The sequence below is a fragment of the Aquamicrobium soli genome, assembly GCF_042646345.1.
GTDB classification, from domain to species: Bacteria; Pseudomonadota; Alphaproteobacteria; order Rhizobiales; family Rhizobiaceae; genus Mesorhizobium; species Mesorhizobium soli_A.
The window spans coordinates 296,009-310,688 of record NZ_JBHRTK010000016.1 but is presented as its reverse complement, the minus strand read 5'-3'; the positions used below and the strand labels follow the sequence as shown (position 1 = coordinate 310,688).

At 61.9% G+C, this 14,680-nt stretch carries 14 protein-coding genes and 1 pseudogene; 2 read left to right on the top strand and 13 right to left on the bottom strand.

Annotated features, from left to right (window positions below; genetic code table 11):
- Window positions 1–471, bottom strand: a pseudogene (locus ACFOHJ_RS18165) (hypothetical protein); the annotation flags it as partial.
- Window positions 472–997: 526 nt separating this feature from the next.
- Between ACFOHJ_RS18165 and ACFOHJ_RS18160 the strand changes: the two are divergent.
- Entirely contained in the window at window positions 998–1,744 is a 747-nt protein-coding gene (locus ACFOHJ_RS18160; RefSeq protein ID WP_378223039.1) for a GDSL-type esterase/lipase family protein, read from the top strand.
- On the opposite strand, the gene ACFOHJ_RS18155 is transcribed toward ACFOHJ_RS18160, so the two are convergent.
- From ACFOHJ_RS18155 to ACFOHJ_RS18130, 6 genes are all read right to left on the bottom strand, one after another.
- On the bottom strand, window positions 1,693–3,885 hold the full coding sequence (locus ACFOHJ_RS18155; protein ID WP_378223036.1) for a hypothetical protein: 2,193 nt from the start codon (window positions 3,883–3,885) through the stop codon (window positions 1,693–1,695). The two genes, ACFOHJ_RS18160 and ACFOHJ_RS18155, sit on opposite strands and share 52 nt — an antisense overlap.
- Window positions 3,886–3,951: 66 nt before the next feature.
- Window positions 3,952–6,207 (bottom strand): hypothetical protein, encoded by a 2,256-nt coding sequence (locus ACFOHJ_RS18150; RefSeq protein ID WP_378223035.1) that lies wholly within the window; start codon window positions 6,205–6,207, stop codon window positions 3,952–3,954.
- Window positions 6,192–6,626, bottom strand: coding sequence for a DUF6950 family protein (locus ACFOHJ_RS18145; protein ID WP_378223033.1), 435 nt, complete (start codon window positions 6,624–6,626; stop codon window positions 6,192–6,194). Before ACFOHJ_RS18145 ends, ACFOHJ_RS18150 begins: the two co-directional genes overlap by 16 nt.
- Before the next feature lie 7 nt (window positions 6,627–6,633).
- Window positions 6,634–7,245: a hypothetical protein gene (locus ACFOHJ_RS18140; protein WP_378223031.1), complete on the bottom strand. Its 612-nt coding sequence runs from the start codon at window positions 7,243–7,245 to the stop codon at window positions 6,634–6,636.
- The gene (locus tag ACFOHJ_RS18135; protein WP_378223029.1) at window positions 7,245–8,006 is read right to left on the bottom strand and encodes a hypothetical protein; all 762 of its coding nucleotides are present in this window, start codon (window positions 8,004–8,006) and stop codon (window positions 7,245–7,247) included. The genes ACFOHJ_RS18140 and ACFOHJ_RS18135 overlap by 1 nt, the downstream gene beginning before the upstream one ends.
- A gap of 4 nt (window positions 8,007–8,010) precedes the next feature.
- Window positions 8,011–11,067: a M15 family metallopeptidase gene (locus ACFOHJ_RS18130; RefSeq protein ID WP_378223028.1), complete on the bottom strand. Its 3,057-nt coding sequence runs from the start codon at window positions 11,065–11,067 to the stop codon at window positions 8,011–8,013.
- A 55-nt stretch (window positions 11,068–11,122) separates the two neighbouring features.
- Here ACFOHJ_RS18130 and ACFOHJ_RS18125 point away from each other — a divergent pair, with 55 nt between their 5' ends.
- On the top strand, window positions 11,123–11,386 hold the full coding sequence (locus ACFOHJ_RS18125) for a hypothetical protein (RefSeq protein WP_378223026.1): 264 nt from the start codon (window positions 11,123–11,125) through the stop codon (window positions 11,384–11,386).
- A 3-nt stretch (window positions 11,387–11,389) separates the two neighbouring features.
- Here ACFOHJ_RS18125 and ACFOHJ_RS18120 read toward each other — a convergent pair whose 3' ends face one another.
- The 6 genes from ACFOHJ_RS18120 to ACFOHJ_RS18095 form a co-directional block, all read right to left on the bottom strand.
- Window positions 11,390–11,548: a hypothetical protein gene (locus ACFOHJ_RS18120; protein ID WP_378223023.1), complete on the bottom strand. Its 159-nt coding sequence runs from the start codon at window positions 11,546–11,548 to the stop codon at window positions 11,390–11,392.
- A 71-nt stretch (window positions 11,549–11,619) separates the two neighbouring features.
- The gene (locus ACFOHJ_RS18115; RefSeq protein WP_378223021.1) at window positions 11,620–11,976 is read right to left on the bottom strand and encodes a hypothetical protein; all 357 of its coding nucleotides are present in this window, start codon (window positions 11,974–11,976) and stop codon (window positions 11,620–11,622) included.
- Between the two features lie 8 nt (window positions 11,977–11,984).
- Window positions 11,985–12,479, bottom strand: coding sequence for a hypothetical protein (locus ACFOHJ_RS18110; protein ID WP_378223018.1), 495 nt, complete (start codon window positions 12,477–12,479; stop codon window positions 11,985–11,987).
- Between the two features lie 45 nt (window positions 12,480–12,524).
- Entirely contained in the window at window positions 12,525–12,947 is a 423-nt protein-coding gene (locus ACFOHJ_RS18105; RefSeq protein WP_378223015.1) for a DUF4128 domain-containing protein, read from the bottom strand.
- Between the two features lie 214 nt (window positions 12,948–13,161).
- Window positions 13,162–13,623, bottom strand: a complete 462-nt coding sequence (locus ACFOHJ_RS18100) for an HK97 gp10 family phage protein (protein WP_378223012.1) — start codon at window positions 13,621–13,623, stop codon at window positions 13,162–13,164.
- On the bottom strand, window positions 13,620–14,678 hold the full coding sequence (locus tag ACFOHJ_RS18095; RefSeq protein WP_378223010.1) for a phage minor head protein: 1,059 nt from the start codon (window positions 14,676–14,678) through the stop codon (window positions 13,620–13,622). The genes ACFOHJ_RS18100 and ACFOHJ_RS18095 overlap by 4 nt, the downstream gene beginning before the upstream one ends.
- Window positions 14,679–14,680 lie beyond the last annotated feature (2 nt).

The window sequence follows — 14,680 nt, the reverse complement described above, 5'->3', positions numbered from 1 at the left end:
TTCCTGCGCCAGGTTGCGCATGAGTGTGTCGAGCGAGAGCCGGCCGGCCAGCCACTTGTCGATACCGCGCTGGCCCAGAAGGTAGCAGGCGATCTCGTCCTGACAGTCGGCGTCGAACTTGCGAGAGCCGGGATAGCGGCCGGGAAGCTGCTTGCGGATCGCCCGCAGCGTCGTGCGGATAACCTGATACCGCCCGACTGCTGAACTGCGCAGCTTGCGATTGTCGGGATCCTTGAGCATGCGGGTCTGGACCGCATCGACCTGATCCAGCGTCATCGACACCAGATCAATGGTCGGCCCCTTGCCCTTGGTCACCTTGCCGTCGAGCATGATGCCGTAGCCGAGGGTTTCGTTGTAGCCGCGGCCCTTGTCGGTGCCTTCGGAAGTTCCGATCAGGTTGAGGACCGGGCGATAGACCCAGTATTGATCGCGCGCAGCAGCATTCGCCGCGCCGGTGGGCACGTTCGTCATGGGGATAATCCTTTCAGGTGATGCGCCGACGTTGTCGTTGACGCGGGGGAACGGTGCTGGTTAACCTCCCCGTTTCGCGTGAGGGGAGGTCAGTCCATGCGTTATAATTGGGAGCGAGCACCCTATCCTTGGGAGCGCTATCCGGCTGCTTTCGTCTCGCTCGGGATCATTGGAGCCGTCGCCCTCTTTGCGGCGTGGACGCTCGTCTAGGCGGTCTCCGCCATTTGGCTTATGACCGGGTGATTTCTATCGGGTTTGGCGAGGAATAAGGTCAGTCCGCTCGGCTGTTCCCCGAACGCAGCCGGGTGTCCCAGGCCCGGTCGCTTCGGCCCTCTGCGGCGGCCGGGCTTTTTCATTGCCCCTTCTGCACATCGGAGTATGATCCGGCCGCCGGTACCCCATAGCCGGTTACTTGAAACCCGGCCGCTTATCCCAGTTTTGCGACCGGGCTTTTTCGTCTCTTCAACACGATTGTGCAATCGCCAAGTATTCGATAGTCTGCATCGGTGGCGTGGGGGCGCTGCTGATGAATTTACTTTTCAAATCGACTTCTGTGCTCGTTGCGTGCACCGTTTTCTTTGGTGCTGGTGTCTACACCGCAGCTGACAAAGCAAACCCGATGTACAGACTGGCGCGATCGATCTTCCTGAAAACGCAGGATCGTGACCCCACAAAAACCACCTACTGGCGGCAGAAGGTCGACATCTATCGTCATTCTCGCGACCGGGGCGATATCGCGATGGTGGGTGACTCAATCACCGATCATGGCGAGTGGACCGAGCTGTTCCCTGGTGTCGATATCGTCAATCGCGGAATATCCGGCGACACTGCCGGCGGCCTCCTGAAGCGACTTGATACCGTCAAGGCCCGAAAGGTCTACCTCCTGATCGGGATCAACGACATTTTGCTCGGCGTCCCGACGACCGATCTGGTCACCAACTACCGATCTCTGATCGACGCGTTCCACGACCGCGATCTCTACGTGCAGTCGATATTGCATACAGCTAAAAACCGCTCGGTGAATACCCTAATCGCGTCGGCTGACAAGGAGATAGAAGCCTTGTGCGCGTCAAAGCCCTATTGCCATTACGTCGATCTGAACAAGCGGCTTGCGCCGGACGGTTATCTGAGGGCCGAATTCACCTTTGATGGCCTCCACCTCAACGGTGCGGGCTTTGACGCTTGGCGAGAAGCGATGATCGCTGCGGACACCTCATTGCCTCACGTAGCCAGCGGTAGCCCTTTGCCGAGCGCCGTCGCCCAGATGCCGTGACCAATCGCTTGCGTGAGGCTCGAAGTCGGCAGAGGCATTACGAATATCGGACGTGCCCCGATCATCTGGCACTTTCGGCCAAGCTTGAACATTGCGCTCAGCCAGCGCGCATAGCCGTCGTCACCGTATTGGTTATGATCGTTGGTAAAATACAAGATGATGACTTGCTTGGGGTTTTGTGGAGTGACCTTGGCATCGAACTCGGTCAGCCCAAATTCGGCCGTAGTGCCACCGGTGCCGACGCTAACAACTTGACCGGTGCCACCTGCGGCGACCATAAGCGATTGCAGTTCGCGGCCGAGAACACCGTCTACACCGCCCACGGTCGCCGGATAGAACGTGGTCCAGCTATCACCGATGACCGACGTCTTGACGTTTTTGTCGATAACGGGGTTGGTCCAGGTGTCGAGCCGATCATAGACCCACCACGTCACGCTATCGATATAGAGGGCCGTACCAAAGACTGGCGTGTCGTCGGCGAAGGTTATGGTGACAGTGCCAGTCGTACCTGCTGGGAAGTCAGCGACGACGCGAACAAGGCCGTCGTTCTCGGTGTAAGTCTTGTTCAAGAACTGGACGCCATCGACACTTGCGACAACCGTGAAGGGGTAAAAGCCGCCGCCTGCAGCATTTGAAATGTACGCACAGCAGGCGAACGTTTCGAAGACGCCGGATTTGCCTTTAAGGGAAAAGGACTTGGTCAAGCCTTTGCCTGTGTATGGCGTGGTCGGAGTGCCGGAAATGACCCGTCTGCTACGAGATATAAAGGCGGCGAATGATCGGGCTCCAGCGTTGTTTATGTAATTGTTGTTGATGGATATGCCGTACTGGCCAGCCCCCATCCCTCCGACCGGCGTCCAATCCTCCTTGACGCCGGTGAGCGGGTCCCATGCAGCGACATATCTGGCCCTATAGGCGTTGGCGCGGGTCGCCCCGAAAATCCGGCGGGCAAGGGCTCGGTAGCCGGGCTCTGTGTAATGCTGGCCGTTAACGCCCCCGCCGAGATTGCGCATGGTCTTGCCAGTCACGGCCTTGCGGAGATTTGGCCAGATCGTGCACGCGCCGCCAGCTAGCCCGCCGACACGATAGACCCCGTAACTGCCGTCGTCATGCTGGATGACCGCACCCCAACTGCCGCCGCCCTTACTTTCGTCGCCGGCGCTTATGGTGAGAGTCTGGCTGCCCGCCGTCCCGGTCACCGTGTATTCCAAGATCAGCGCGCCCATACTGTCGGTCGAAAGCCCGGTGGCGCTAGGCGCGGCAGGGAAGATGCCGGCAAAGTCGCCCGAGGTCCAACCTTCGATAAACGACGGCATCGGCAGCAATGGATCAGACAGTGCGGCCAGCAGCGATGCAGGGGTAGCGAGGTAACCAAGGTTGTCGATGATCTGAGCGGCGCTTTGCGCGGCATCTGTCGCGCTACCAGCAGCTTCGTCTCGCGCATCCTGAGCTAGTTGCACGTTCGTCGCAAAATCTCCGAGACTGTCGGCCCATTCCTTGGCGCTCTTGGTTCCCGGTCCGCCTGGAGCCGTTCCTTGCGCCCAAGCTTCTGCGGCCGCCTGAACCGCCGTCGCATCGCCATAACTGAACAGCCGGTACTTGCCCTCGCTGTCGATCTGCACCAGAGCAGACATGCCGTCTGCAACATAACCGGCAGGGATGGCCTCTCCGGTATTCGTGACGAGCGGACGAGGTGCCTCGCCATTGATCGAGATCGTCATCGCGCCAGTATTGGCAGCTATAAACGGGATTGAGATCAGTTGCGCGTTGGCCGTGGCCGATACAGGCACGCTGGCCGTCGCCTTGACCGCATCAGCCGTGCCGCTACCTTCGTTCTGGGCGTAGACCACGCTATACGGCAGGCTGGCGATCTTGGCCCAAGCGCCGGACCCGGAGGCGCCCGACTTGCGATAGATGCCAGCGTCATCCCCGGTCATCACCCACGCAGACGCATTCGCATCATGCGCGAGGTCGGCATCCATGCTCGCCTTGGTGTCGTAGATCAGGCCGCCGTTGGAAAGGCCGGCGCTGATCATGTCTTCGAACTGTCGAAGGTAGCGGCGTACGATAGCCTTCTGAGGCTGGTTCGGGTTGGACGACGGTCCGTCGGAAAAGACGATGTCAGCGGTCAGATCGAACATGGTGTTCTCCACGACTGGAAACCCCGCTCAAAGGCAGGGCGCAAGCTTTTCGGTTGGAATGGGCGGTTAGGAGACCGTCACGGTTGACGGGCCAGAGAGCGGCCCAGCGATGTCGGATTGGTTCAAAGGCTCGGCGTAGATGTCCCAAACGCCAGCCAGAGCCACGACCGGGATCGAGTAGCCTATCCCCTGCGCCACCGACGGCTTGCTGACCAGATGCGTGACCCGGTTGAGCGTTCCGCCGCTCGGCACCTGATAGATCGCCACACTCGCCAAGTGGGCGTCGGTTTGCGTGGTGAAATTGACGTTGTACTGGCCGGCGCCGTCGACCGCCCCATAGGAGAGCAGCGGCTGCGGGGCGACGGTATCCACGGTCGACGTGACGAACGTGCTGGTCGAATAGGTGCCCTTCTTGCTGTTCGAACCGATATAGGCGGCTTGAACCTCGAGCGACTTGTTGCCAGGGACCGTGCCTGTATCGACCGTGATCAGGCCGAGGGCCGGTAAGGCGTCAGGAAAGGTCTGCTCCACCCAGTTGCCGCCTGAAACCCGGTAGCGAACAACCGGGGTGACATCCTCGCGTCCAGGATCGATCAACGACACGCGCAAGAACACGCTGCCGCCGCCCGAGATCACCGCGACGGAATCGATCGTAGGCGTCGGGATACCTTCCGAAACCGGTTTGATCGGCACCGGCGGCGCCCTGCCCTCGTCTACTGCCGGTATCCACAAGTCGATATCGGCTGGATTATCCGGCATGCGGATGAAGTCGATCTGGAAGCCGCCCTTCATGAGGTCGATCGTCGCCTTACGGTTCGAAACCACCTTGCCGTTCAAGGCGGGGATCATGACGGGCGTGTCGAGCCTGATCCAAGGCGCATAGACCGCATTGATGCCCGCGAGGTTGGCATAGATCGAGCCCCTGCTTTTCTGCTGTATTCTGATCCAGTCCCGTTTGCCGAGCCGGCGCGCCTGCCTCCATTGCGTGCACCAGTCGTAGTGGCCTTCCTCGGGGAGCACCCGGCCCGCTTTGATCTGGCCCGGAATGTCCTCGAAGAAATCCGTATCCGTGGTCGAAAAGTCGGTCGCCGGGTAATTGAATTTCGGCGTGAACCGGTTGACTTCCTCGTCGAACAGCACGCCGCGCTGATTCACGTAGCCGATCACGTCGGCGTCGGTCAGGGTGACACAATACTTCTCCCGGTACTTGCCGGCGACGACGAGGATGGCTCCGTCCCCACGGGTGCAGGTCCAGCCGTCCATCGTGGCAAGGATCGCATTCGTCCCGGCTTTCGGTCCGTGCTCGGTCGTGTCGAAGCCAGAGCAGGTATAACGCTTTTCCGTGCCGCCGGCGGCCAAGGCGACAAGTTCATCGCAGACATCAGCTTCCTCCTGCCACATGTCCAAGACAGGCAGGAGCGCGCGGTGATAGTCCAGCCTCTCCCCGAACGGGTTGAAGCAAAGATGCCAGGCGAGGATCAGGACCGAGTTGTTCGACCATTTCCACGTCGATGGGCTATCCGGGTCTTGGGCGGGATCACGAAAATCCCAGACCTTGGCCAGTTTCGCCGTCACCGACGCTGAAGGCTTCCCGTAGGGAAACCGATCCGTGAAATCCTCGGCCTTGGGCGACTTGCAGATCATGGCGAGCGAGGCCTGCCCGTCGCCGCGGTGGTTGATCGTCCAGATGCCTTGCGTTCCCAGCGGACCAGTCAGTTCGGGATACGCGGTCTCCGGGACAGCACCAAGCCGGGTGCGGATCGTGACGAGGTTGCCCTTGTAGCGACCTCCCGAGCCCGGCGGCTGCACGATGCCGCTGCCATTCAGGGTGACCTTGTCGTCGTTCAGGTAGTAGGCGGTGATCGAATCTATCTCGTGCGCCACGATGGCCTGCACGGAATAGAGCCGGTTGCCGATGGCTTCCCAGAGCATGTAAGCCCCAGCGAGACGGGTTTCCCCGACGCCCCAAAAACGATACGGCACAGGCTGGACAAGCGGCGCGCGCCCATCTTCTGGCTTTGGCGGCTTCGGGGCCAACGCATACTGCAGGCCGATCGAAAGGGCGGTGACCGCAAGGGCCGATGCAATGCTGGCAAGCGACGATCCAAGGATCGTAACCCCGCCCAATCCGACCGAGCTGAAAATCGCCGTGAAGATGGGCGTGAATATCGGATCACGGCGGGGCAACCGCATATCCCCGCGCCAGCCGTCAACCGGGTTCCAATCCCACCGCATGACGCCCTGCGGATGATAGTTCAGCACGCTACGCGGGCGCAGGACCTCCCGCAGCACGCTTTCGAACGGGCTTACGGGGCGCGCCATGCCACACCTGACCAATCGAGTTTCTTGACCATGGCACCACGCGGCCCCATCAGTGCCCAGAGCGGGCCGAACCGGATAGCCGGGATTTCCTTGCATGTGAGATCGACGCCGGACACGGTCGTCACGATCCCAATATCCCCGTCGGTCGGCATATCGACGCGCTGCCAGCCCAGCCGGCCCAGTCGAACGTCACCGATGGCCACGATACCGCCCTCGCGAGCAATGACTTCTGCGGCTTCCTCGGCCGTGGAATAGGTGCCGCGCAGATCGACCGCAGGATCGATGCCGGAGACTTCTTGCACCCAGGAGCCCACAAAAGTGGTGCAGTCCTCGCCGGGCATGGGAACGCCATCGACGGCAACAGGCATACCGCCCCACTGCCACCGACGGGGCGCACGGATAAAGCTTTCGAGATCCATGGTGCCTTCAGTAGTTCGGCCACGCCGGCGCAACACCGCGCGCGAGGCGGGCTGTCCCGTCGCAGAACAGGTCGGTCGGATAGAGTGACTTCTGATGCGGCGCCGACCACATCGAGAGCGCGGGGCGCGATCGCGTGCCATTCCCGGTGAGAACCGCCAAGGCCAGCGTCATCGACCTGTCCGCCGTTCCATTCACCGGTGGCATCGATTCCGTGACGTGCGATGCCAGGCCGATCCACAGCGACACGATCGGCCCCATCGGCTGGTAATACTGGTCCAGCGTCATGATGCCGATATGGACATCGCAGGCGCGAATATCAGGCATTTCGTCTATGGCACGCTGTGCAGTCGCCGGATCAATCCCGGAAATGCCGAACTCGACGCTGTCGGCCTGGCCGTTCATCAGAACCTCGAGCGCCGGGACCTCCAACAGGCGACCACCGCCGAGGTAGACGATCCCTTCCTCGTCGATGCTGTCGAAGCCCGCCGGGATGTCGTTGACCCCCATCCAGATATGCAGGGCCGGGTCGCTGTCGAGCCTGAGGAAGATGCCGAGCGTATGGCTCCCGCGCATGGCGTCGATGACGTCGGCCGGGACATAGTCGCGGGTATAGGCCATTACCTGACTTCTGCCTCAACGAAATTGACCGCGATCTGGCTGTGGAACGGCGCTTTGACCTCCCACGGCAGATTGAATCCGCGCGGGAACCGGGCGACGAAACGAGGCCGGGCCAATTCGATGCGCTGCCCGGCTTCAACGGCCTCCCGAAGCGGCGGGGAGATCGCGAGCGTGTATTGCTGGCCTGTGTATTCCTGGCCTTCCACTGTCCGCGTCACCTCCACCGGATCGGACGCCTCCCAGTACCGCCACGCCCGCCAGCCGCGCATCTCGTGATAGGTGCTCAGCCAGTCGGACCAGCGCAGATTGCGAGCCGCGCCGAAGATGTTGACGACGATCTGGCCGGCGTTCAGCGCCGCCGCACTCTCAAAGGTCCCGAACACCGTAGCTTGGCTGTAGCCGGCGCCGTCGCCGAACAGCGCACCGTCACTGTGCGGGATACCGGAAACAAGCGGCTGCGGGTCGTGCGTTCCCAAGAGCGGAAACGGCCCAATTCGATCGGTAAATATCGGCACCACGATGCACCGCGTCGATCCATTGAGCCGGGCGGCCAACTGGTTGAGCATTTCGTGCTGCTCGGGCTCGGCCGCAAAGACGCTGTAGGACCCGACGATCTTGCCGCCGCCGCTGAAATCGATCGCGGGGCTATCCCCTTCCCCATTCCTCCCGCCGTCGATGCCCGCACCTTCGACCGAGAAGGACATCTCGGTGAGGTACTGATAGTCGATGTTGAATTCGGGGAGGTTCGTGTACTTGCCCACGAGATCACCCCTTCATCGAGTTGTAGCGCTTCTGCGTCGTGCCAAAGCCGCCGCTGACCTGACCGCGGTTGTATTCGCCGACGACCTTGCGGGCGCCCTGCTCCGCCAGCATGCGGACATGGTCATCGCCCGACCCGCCATACACATTGACGTGGAGGTCGATCTTCTCCGCCGGCCGGCTTTGTCCGTTCATATTCGCGACCATTTCCGTGGAGCGCGGATTGGAGCGGATGACATCACCGCTGCGCAGCTTCCGAAGCTCCGGGCCGCGCTCGCCAACCCACGCCCAGCCAGGAGGCGCATTCTCGGTGCCCTCAGCATAGAGCCCGATGTAGCCGCCGGGGTTAGCAGAAAGCCACGAGAACGCCGACGAACCGGCGAAGGCAGAGCTAAGGCCGCCGAACAGCGACCCGAGCAAGCCACCACCACCGCCGCCCGGTGCAGCCGGAAACTGGTTGAGTGCATTTCCCAGCTTGCCGAGGCCGCCGGAAAGGCTCTGCGCCGTGCCGATGGAACTGGTGGACAGCTTATCCAGGGCCTTCGAGGCCTTGTCGACCTGGAAGTGCATCGCATCGGACTTGTTCCAGTTCCCGCCCCAGAACAGGCCGTTGCGCTGAGCAAGCTCGTTGGGATCGATGCCATATTGAGCGAAATTGCCTTTCGCGCCCACTGCCCAGGGATTTTGCCTCGGGTTAATGTCGATCGCGTTGCCGAATGCATGGTTCGATAGGTTTTTCGACCCCGCCACAGTGCGGTAGCTATAGCCGCCTTCCCCGAGGCTGGTGATCGGATAACCGGCGGCCGTCAGGTCATTGAGCAGCCCCTGAAAGCGATCTGCATAGGCGGCATTGACCTTCGCACCAAGACCCTGCGCGGAGATGCTGGAGAGCGGAATACCGGTCTTCGTGAAGCCTGCGCTGGCGAACGAGCCGATATCCGGCAGAGCGGCGCGGGTAATGGCTCCCGGCGCATAGTTGTCGTTCGCACCGCCAAGGATCGAACCCACGGCAGCCGCGCCGGTCCCAGCACCACCCTTCTGCCCAGTGATCGCGCTGGCGAACATGATGGCGGCCTTGTCGAAGATCGCTTCCCACTGTTTCGTCATCGAGTTCATCAAGGCGCTGAGGATCGCGGCGCCCATGGCCTTGCCGACGTCACCGCCACTGGAAACGAGCATGTTTTCGAACGTGGTCAGGAAGTTCTTGGCGATATCCTTTGCCTCGGAGAACTCCATGTTCGCGCGCATCTGCTGCGCCTCGGGCGAGGCGAGGTCGATTGGCAGACCTGCACCTCGCTGCATGGCTGCAACGGCAGCGTCCTGCGTCGAGCGACGGAGCTGGTCATGCTCGAATGCGAGATCCTTCGCCAGGTTGGCGCGAGCAAGGGCGTCGACGTACTTGCCAGTTTCCTCCGCAGCTTGTTTGATCAGGTCGATCTCTGCCGGATCAACGATGGTGTGATTCCGGGCGGCGTCTTCTCGAAGCTGCTGGATATGCTCAAACTCAAACCGCAGCTTGGCGGCCTCGCCTGTGGTCTTGCCAATGAGGCTGAGTTCAAGCTGCTGCTGTGCCAACCCTTGGTTCATCGCGCGGACGCGGGATTCCTGAGCATCGGTGATTTGGCGCAATGCCTGAGCGTAAGCCACAGCACCGGCGGATTCGATACGGAAATTGCGCGCCGCCGGCGTCTCGCCGTTATTTACCGTCGCTTCCGCCCGCAGGCGCGCTGCATTCCTGCGCTCTTCGGGCGATCGCGCATTGATGCCGGCAAGCTCTGCCTCTTGGCTCCGCTGCATGCGCGCAAGTTGCGTCCTCTCTTCCGAGATGGCCATATACCTGTCGGAAGCGCCACGAGCAGGATCGAGGTAGATCGGGAGACCGCCGGGCCCGTTGAACCCGGTGATGGCCTTCATGGCCGCGCCTGAACCCTTCAGACTCGCTTCGAGGTCCTTTGCCGTGTTGGCCGTGGCTTGCAGGGCGTCCAGCAAGGCCTTGGCCGTCGGGGTGATCGAAGGGTCCAATCGCAGTTCGCCAAGGCGCTTCTGGACATCCGCCGCCCCGAGTGCGGTGGACTGAATGCCGGCGGCCAGTTCGTTGAGCCGCTTGACAGTCGCGTCATCAAGCAGGCTGCCGAAGCGGCCCGTGGCAAGCGGTCCCATCTGCGATTGCAGATAGTCCATCTGCGATTTGAAGGCTTCACGCTCAGTTTTCTGCTGGGTAACGATGTCCGCCTGAACTACGGGTTGCGGGAGCTTTCCCGCCTGTTCCTCATATCGCTTCGCAGCTTCGGCCGCCGCCGGGTACGACTTGGCAATCGCATCTACAAGGGCCTTGTGCTTCTCCAGCACTTTTTCTGCCTGGCTGGCGCCGGTGAGCATCGAATGCGCCCACTCGATCGCCGCGCCGGACAGGCTGAACAGCGCGAAGCTCAAAAGGTTCGCAGGTACCAGCGCCGACATGAGCCCGGCCGACAGCATCCCCGTGGCGCGGGCCCCTTCACTGGCCGTGCGCGTGATCGCTTCCGCCTTGACCAATTCCGCTTGCGTATTGGCACTGACAGGGATTGCAGCCACAGGCACTGCGGGAGAGGCCTTGGTAGCCGCGACGTGTGACGCGACCTCGGCCGGCGTACGGCCCCATGCATCCAGCCCGGCTGCTGCACGCGCCCGCGCGCTGGCGGCAATGGCTGCAGCTTGGCGATTGACCGATTCCGTCAGGCGATCGTTCGCCGCGGTCTCCTGCCGGGCAGCCGCAGCGGCCCCTTCTGACGCGCGCGCCTCTTGAACCGTGGTCTTTGCCAGCGACTGCTTGGCCGCATCCATACGGACGGTCGAGGTTCGGTTCTCCTCGGTCAGTTTGACCAGCTTGGCCAGAGCGATATTCGCTTGGTCAACGCCGGACGCGATCCGTGCGAGCGCTGCGTTCGCTACCGACGAGGCGCCGGCAAGCTTCTGCTGAGCCGCTTCGGCTGTTGCAGCGGCCTGCGACATGCGATCAAGGTTCGCCTTCGCGGTGACCGCCTGCGACGATTCGATGGCAAAGCCGAGCGTTGCGGTGGTCATTCGGATTGCTCCATCGTCAGGCGTGCGTTAGCGTTTCGCGGGGACAGGAGGTTGTATGGACGCCTGGTTGAAATGGTTGATCGCCGCCGCGTGCTGCGTCGTGATCGCACTCGGCGGCGTCTACGCAGTCAGCGTCTTCAATCAAAAGATGGAAGCCGATGCTTTCGCCGAGAAGAGAGCAGTCTGCACCGCTGACCTCGATCAATTCTACGCCAACCGCGTGAACACGGATTTGGCAGCCAAGATCGATAACTGCGTCGTTCTCGGGTACCTTGCCAAAGACGAGGTGGACGCGAAGCTCAATCCACAGTTCGACTGAGCCTCACCGCCCAAACATCGCTCTGAACAGAGCCGGCGTCATCGGTGCAAGGGCAGCTTCCTTGGCTGGCCCAGTCTCTTTTCGATGCAGGTATCCGATGGCGCAGAACATATCGACCTTGCCGGCGTAGCCGATCTGGATCGCATTCACATCTGCGCGCAAGGCCTGCTCCTCGGTCCATCCGAGCCAGCCGAGTGCGATCTCGGCCAGTTCGGCATAGAACTCGACGAGGGTTACCCTTTCTGAGGGTCCTCGCCTTCCTCTCCTCCAGCATCTTCGACGGGCCGGCCGCCATTGGCGATGATGGTGAGGTACTTCGTGACCGGGCCCACCAGATCGGTAAGGCCGGTGCGCCAGACCTTATCGGGGATCGACTTGGCCTCGGAACCGGTTGCGCCGAGGCCGAGCGTGACGACCGAAACGACGGTGTCGAAATCGAACCTGCCGACGGCCGCCACGGCGGCGCTGATGCCGCCGCTCTGTCGGGATACAGTCTGACAGGCGTTGAGGCTCGGCTTGAGGACGACAGTCTCGCCATCCAGCTCGATCTCAACATTGCCGGCGCCCAGCTGTGCTTTGCTCTTTGCCATGATGGATCTCAGTCTCCGGTGGCGGGCGCGACGGTGACGACGTTGGAGTTCACCTCGACGGTGACGTTCAGGCTTCGTACCGTGTTCGGGCCTCCGCCGGCCTGCTGGGCCGACATGACCAGGCCGATGAAGTAGTTGACGGTCGGCGTCGGCGCGGTACCGCCCGGTGCATCGTCCCACTCGATCTTGAACGGGTAGTTGTTGGCGGTCTTTTCCGCTGCGATGACAGCAATTTGGCCCGGATCGCTGGAGTTGATCGCGAACACGTTCTGCATGGAGCCCGCATTGCGCGTGCCCTTCTGCTTGACGTCACGGCCGCGCGAAATGACCTGGGTCGTGATCAGGGCCGCAGTATCGCCGATCTGGCCGCACTGGGTCCAATCGGCGATCTCGGTCCATGATACAGCCGCAAAATTCGTTTCGGTCACGTCGACCGTGGGCGCAGCCATGGCGGCGGCGCCGATGTAGATTTTTGCGCCGGCAACGGCGAACAGATCGCTCATGGCGACTTCCTTTCAGTTTTCAGGGATGCCTTGCCGAAGGGCGGGTTAGGCGAAGCACTCCACCGGTACGGTGACCGGCACCAGGAGATGGGTATCGTCATCGATCGGCTGGGCGACGGTTGGGGCACTTTGCACCCGCACAGTGACGTCGCCGTAAGCCATGCGGAGGTCGGCCGGAAAGTGAGCCGCTACCTTTCCCGCCACTTCCAGCGCAACGGCCACGTTCTGGTTCTTGGCCATGAACACGTCGACCTGCAGAAGACCGAGCCGCTGGTGAGGGTCGGCCGAGCCGATGAACAGCCTGCGGTTCATGTTCGGGACGTGGGTCACGCGGAGATATCCGCCGGTATTTGGCTTCGAGAACGCCTCATTCGGCCATGCCACGGGCAGCACCGGCGACAGCACGATCGCCTGCACCCTCGTCTTCAGGGCCAGCCAGATTGCAGTCTCAATTGTCGGTGCGGCCATTCTGCGCTATCCCTTGCCCAATGAAGCCGCTCAGCGACAACCAAGCCCATGACCTTCTGACAGAAGCCCGCCGCGCCCTCGGCGATGCGCCAGGTGAGACGGTGAGAGCAGACACGGCGCTGAAAGCTGCACGGCAGGCGTTGTCCGGCCTTGCTCTCGCCCTGCTCTATGCGTCCGAGACCGGCACAGACGACGTACCCGGCGTACAACGCGACTAAGAGAACGCGATCCTTGCCGAAAGGCGCTGTTCCTGCCGACGCACGATATTTGCCCAGTCCTGCGCGGCTAGCCTCACGAAGGCGAGTGGCTGCTGCCGATACACACGGCCAAGGCTATCTACCCCGTCAAATCCGAATTCGAGCCGCCGCGCATAGGCAGCCGTGTAGCCGAGATAGACCGTGTCTCCCAATTCCGTGCCCGAAATGGCCGCGCTGATCTCTGTGCCCGTGTAGGGGTAGGTGGCCCCCGGCTCCGGCTTCGATACCGGGTCGATCGGCGGCATCATGGCTGTCGATGCCAAAAGAGAGTTTTTCATGAAGCCGGTATCAACCGGAACTCGAGATTGAGCCGTCGCAACAAGCTCTTGCATCGATTCCTTGAAGATCGCCTCGGCGGCGCCTTCTACCTCGTTGACCCAGGCATCAATCTGGGCGCTGAACGATGTCTCGGCCATCATGCGGCCTCGGCCTTTGCGCGGCGCACAACGCTGGCGAAATAGTCGACCCGGTATTCCAGATAGCAGCGGCACCCGATGATTTCCTCACGCGGGCCATCGGGATCATGTGGGAAGCGCAATGTGGCGCCGCTCAGGCTTTCGAACAGCTCATCGATCCCTACCGATGTCCCGTTCAATACCTGATGGGTGTGCCGGACGCGGTTATCGCCGGCCGAGTGCCAAATTTTGGTGACGTCTTCGGCCTTGATCTTACCCGATGCGATCTGTTGGCGGATGGCGTCGTCCTTGGCCTTACCCAGCGCCAGCATGGTCTCAGTTCGGGCAAGCATTTCGCCCCGGAGGCCGAGAAGCCGATCAGAATAACGGCTCACGATCCGGGTGACGGTCTCGCCATCCAGCTTCTTACCGTCCTTGATTGCCCTCAAGATCGTTTTGTCAAAGCGCTTGTCACGGCGGCCGCGCGTCAGGTAGTGGCGCATCTGGTCCGGGTCGCTAGAACTCAGTTCATCCCGAGCGCTGGCGACGTACCTCTCCTGAGGCGCGGTGAGGCCAATGATACCTCCTTCCCGTCGCCCTGTGGCGCGGTTCATGCGTCCGGCGATGTTGAGCGCCGTGGCGCGCGGATTCTGACCCTGCGACAGCCCCTCCGTGAGAGCCGTTCGGATGCCGATGACCTGATCCTCCACGATCCGGGTGACCAGCGTGGACGAATGCTCTCGCAGCCAGGCTTCCGCCTCGGGATTGCGAATGCCGAAACGGAACACGACGCGCGCGCCGCTCGGATCGATCAACCGAGGCAAGTTACCCACTGTTGCCTGCCCGCCCGAGTTGTAGGCGTCGGCGATAGCCCGCTCCAATCGCCCGAACGCATCGGCATCGAGGTGCAGAGCATTGATTGCGCCGGCTACGTCACCACGCTCCAGGCGCTCGACAACAACGCGCAAGGTGATGTTGTCGACGAGGTCACGGATGGCATCGAGGAACGCCTGCCGGATAAGCGGCTCGTGCTTAGCGAGCAATTCCTCGAATACCTCGCGATCGGTGCGTCTCGTCATGA

Excerpts from the sequence above, each read along its gene's own strand:
- ACFOHJ_RS18100 (WP_378223012.1), bottom strand. The coding sequence starts at position 13,623 with ATGATGGCCGAGACATCGTTCAGCGCCCAGATTGATGCCTGGGTCAAC.
- ACFOHJ_RS18125 (WP_378223026.1), top strand. The coding sequence starts at position 11,123 with ATGGACGCCTGGTTGAAATGGTTGATCGCCGCCGCGTGCTGCGTCGTG.
- ACFOHJ_RS18110 (WP_378223018.1), bottom strand. The coding sequence starts at position 12,479 with ATGAGCGATCTGTTCGCCGTTGCCGGCGCAAAAATCTACATCGGCGCC.
- ACFOHJ_RS18105 (WP_378223015.1), bottom strand. The coding sequence starts at position 12,947 with ATGGCCGCACCGACAATTGAGACTGCAATCTGGCTGGCCCTGAAGACG.
- ACFOHJ_RS18160 (WP_378223039.1), top strand. The coding sequence starts at position 998 with ATGAATTTACTTTTCAAATCGACTTCTGTGCTCGTTGCGTGCACCGTT.
- ACFOHJ_RS18145 (WP_378223033.1), bottom strand. The coding sequence starts at position 6,626 with ATGGATCTCGAAAGCTTTATCCGTGCGCCCCGTCGGTGGCAGTGGGGC.
- ACFOHJ_RS18140 (WP_378223031.1), bottom strand. The coding sequence starts at position 7,245 with ATGGCCTATACCCGCGACTATGTCCCGGCCGACGTCATCGACGCCATG.
- ACFOHJ_RS18115 (WP_378223021.1), bottom strand. The coding sequence starts at position 11,976 with ATGGCAAAGAGCAAAGCACAGCTGGGCGCCGGCAATGTTGAGATCGAG.
- ACFOHJ_RS18155 (WP_378223036.1), bottom strand. The coding sequence starts at position 3,885 with ATGTTCGATCTGACCGCTGACATCGTCTTTTCCGACGGACCGTCGTCC.
- ACFOHJ_RS18095 (WP_378223010.1), bottom strand. The coding sequence starts at position 14,678 with ATGACGAGACGCACCGATCGCGAGGTATTCGAGGAATTGCTCGCTAAG.
- ACFOHJ_RS18150 (WP_378223035.1), bottom strand. The coding sequence starts at position 6,207 with ATGGCGCGCCCCGTAAGCCCGTTCGAAAGCGTGCTGCGGGAGGTCCTG.
- ACFOHJ_RS18130 (WP_378223028.1), bottom strand. The coding sequence starts at position 11,067 with ATGACCACCGCAACGCTCGGCTTTGCCATCGAATCGTCGCAGGCGGTC.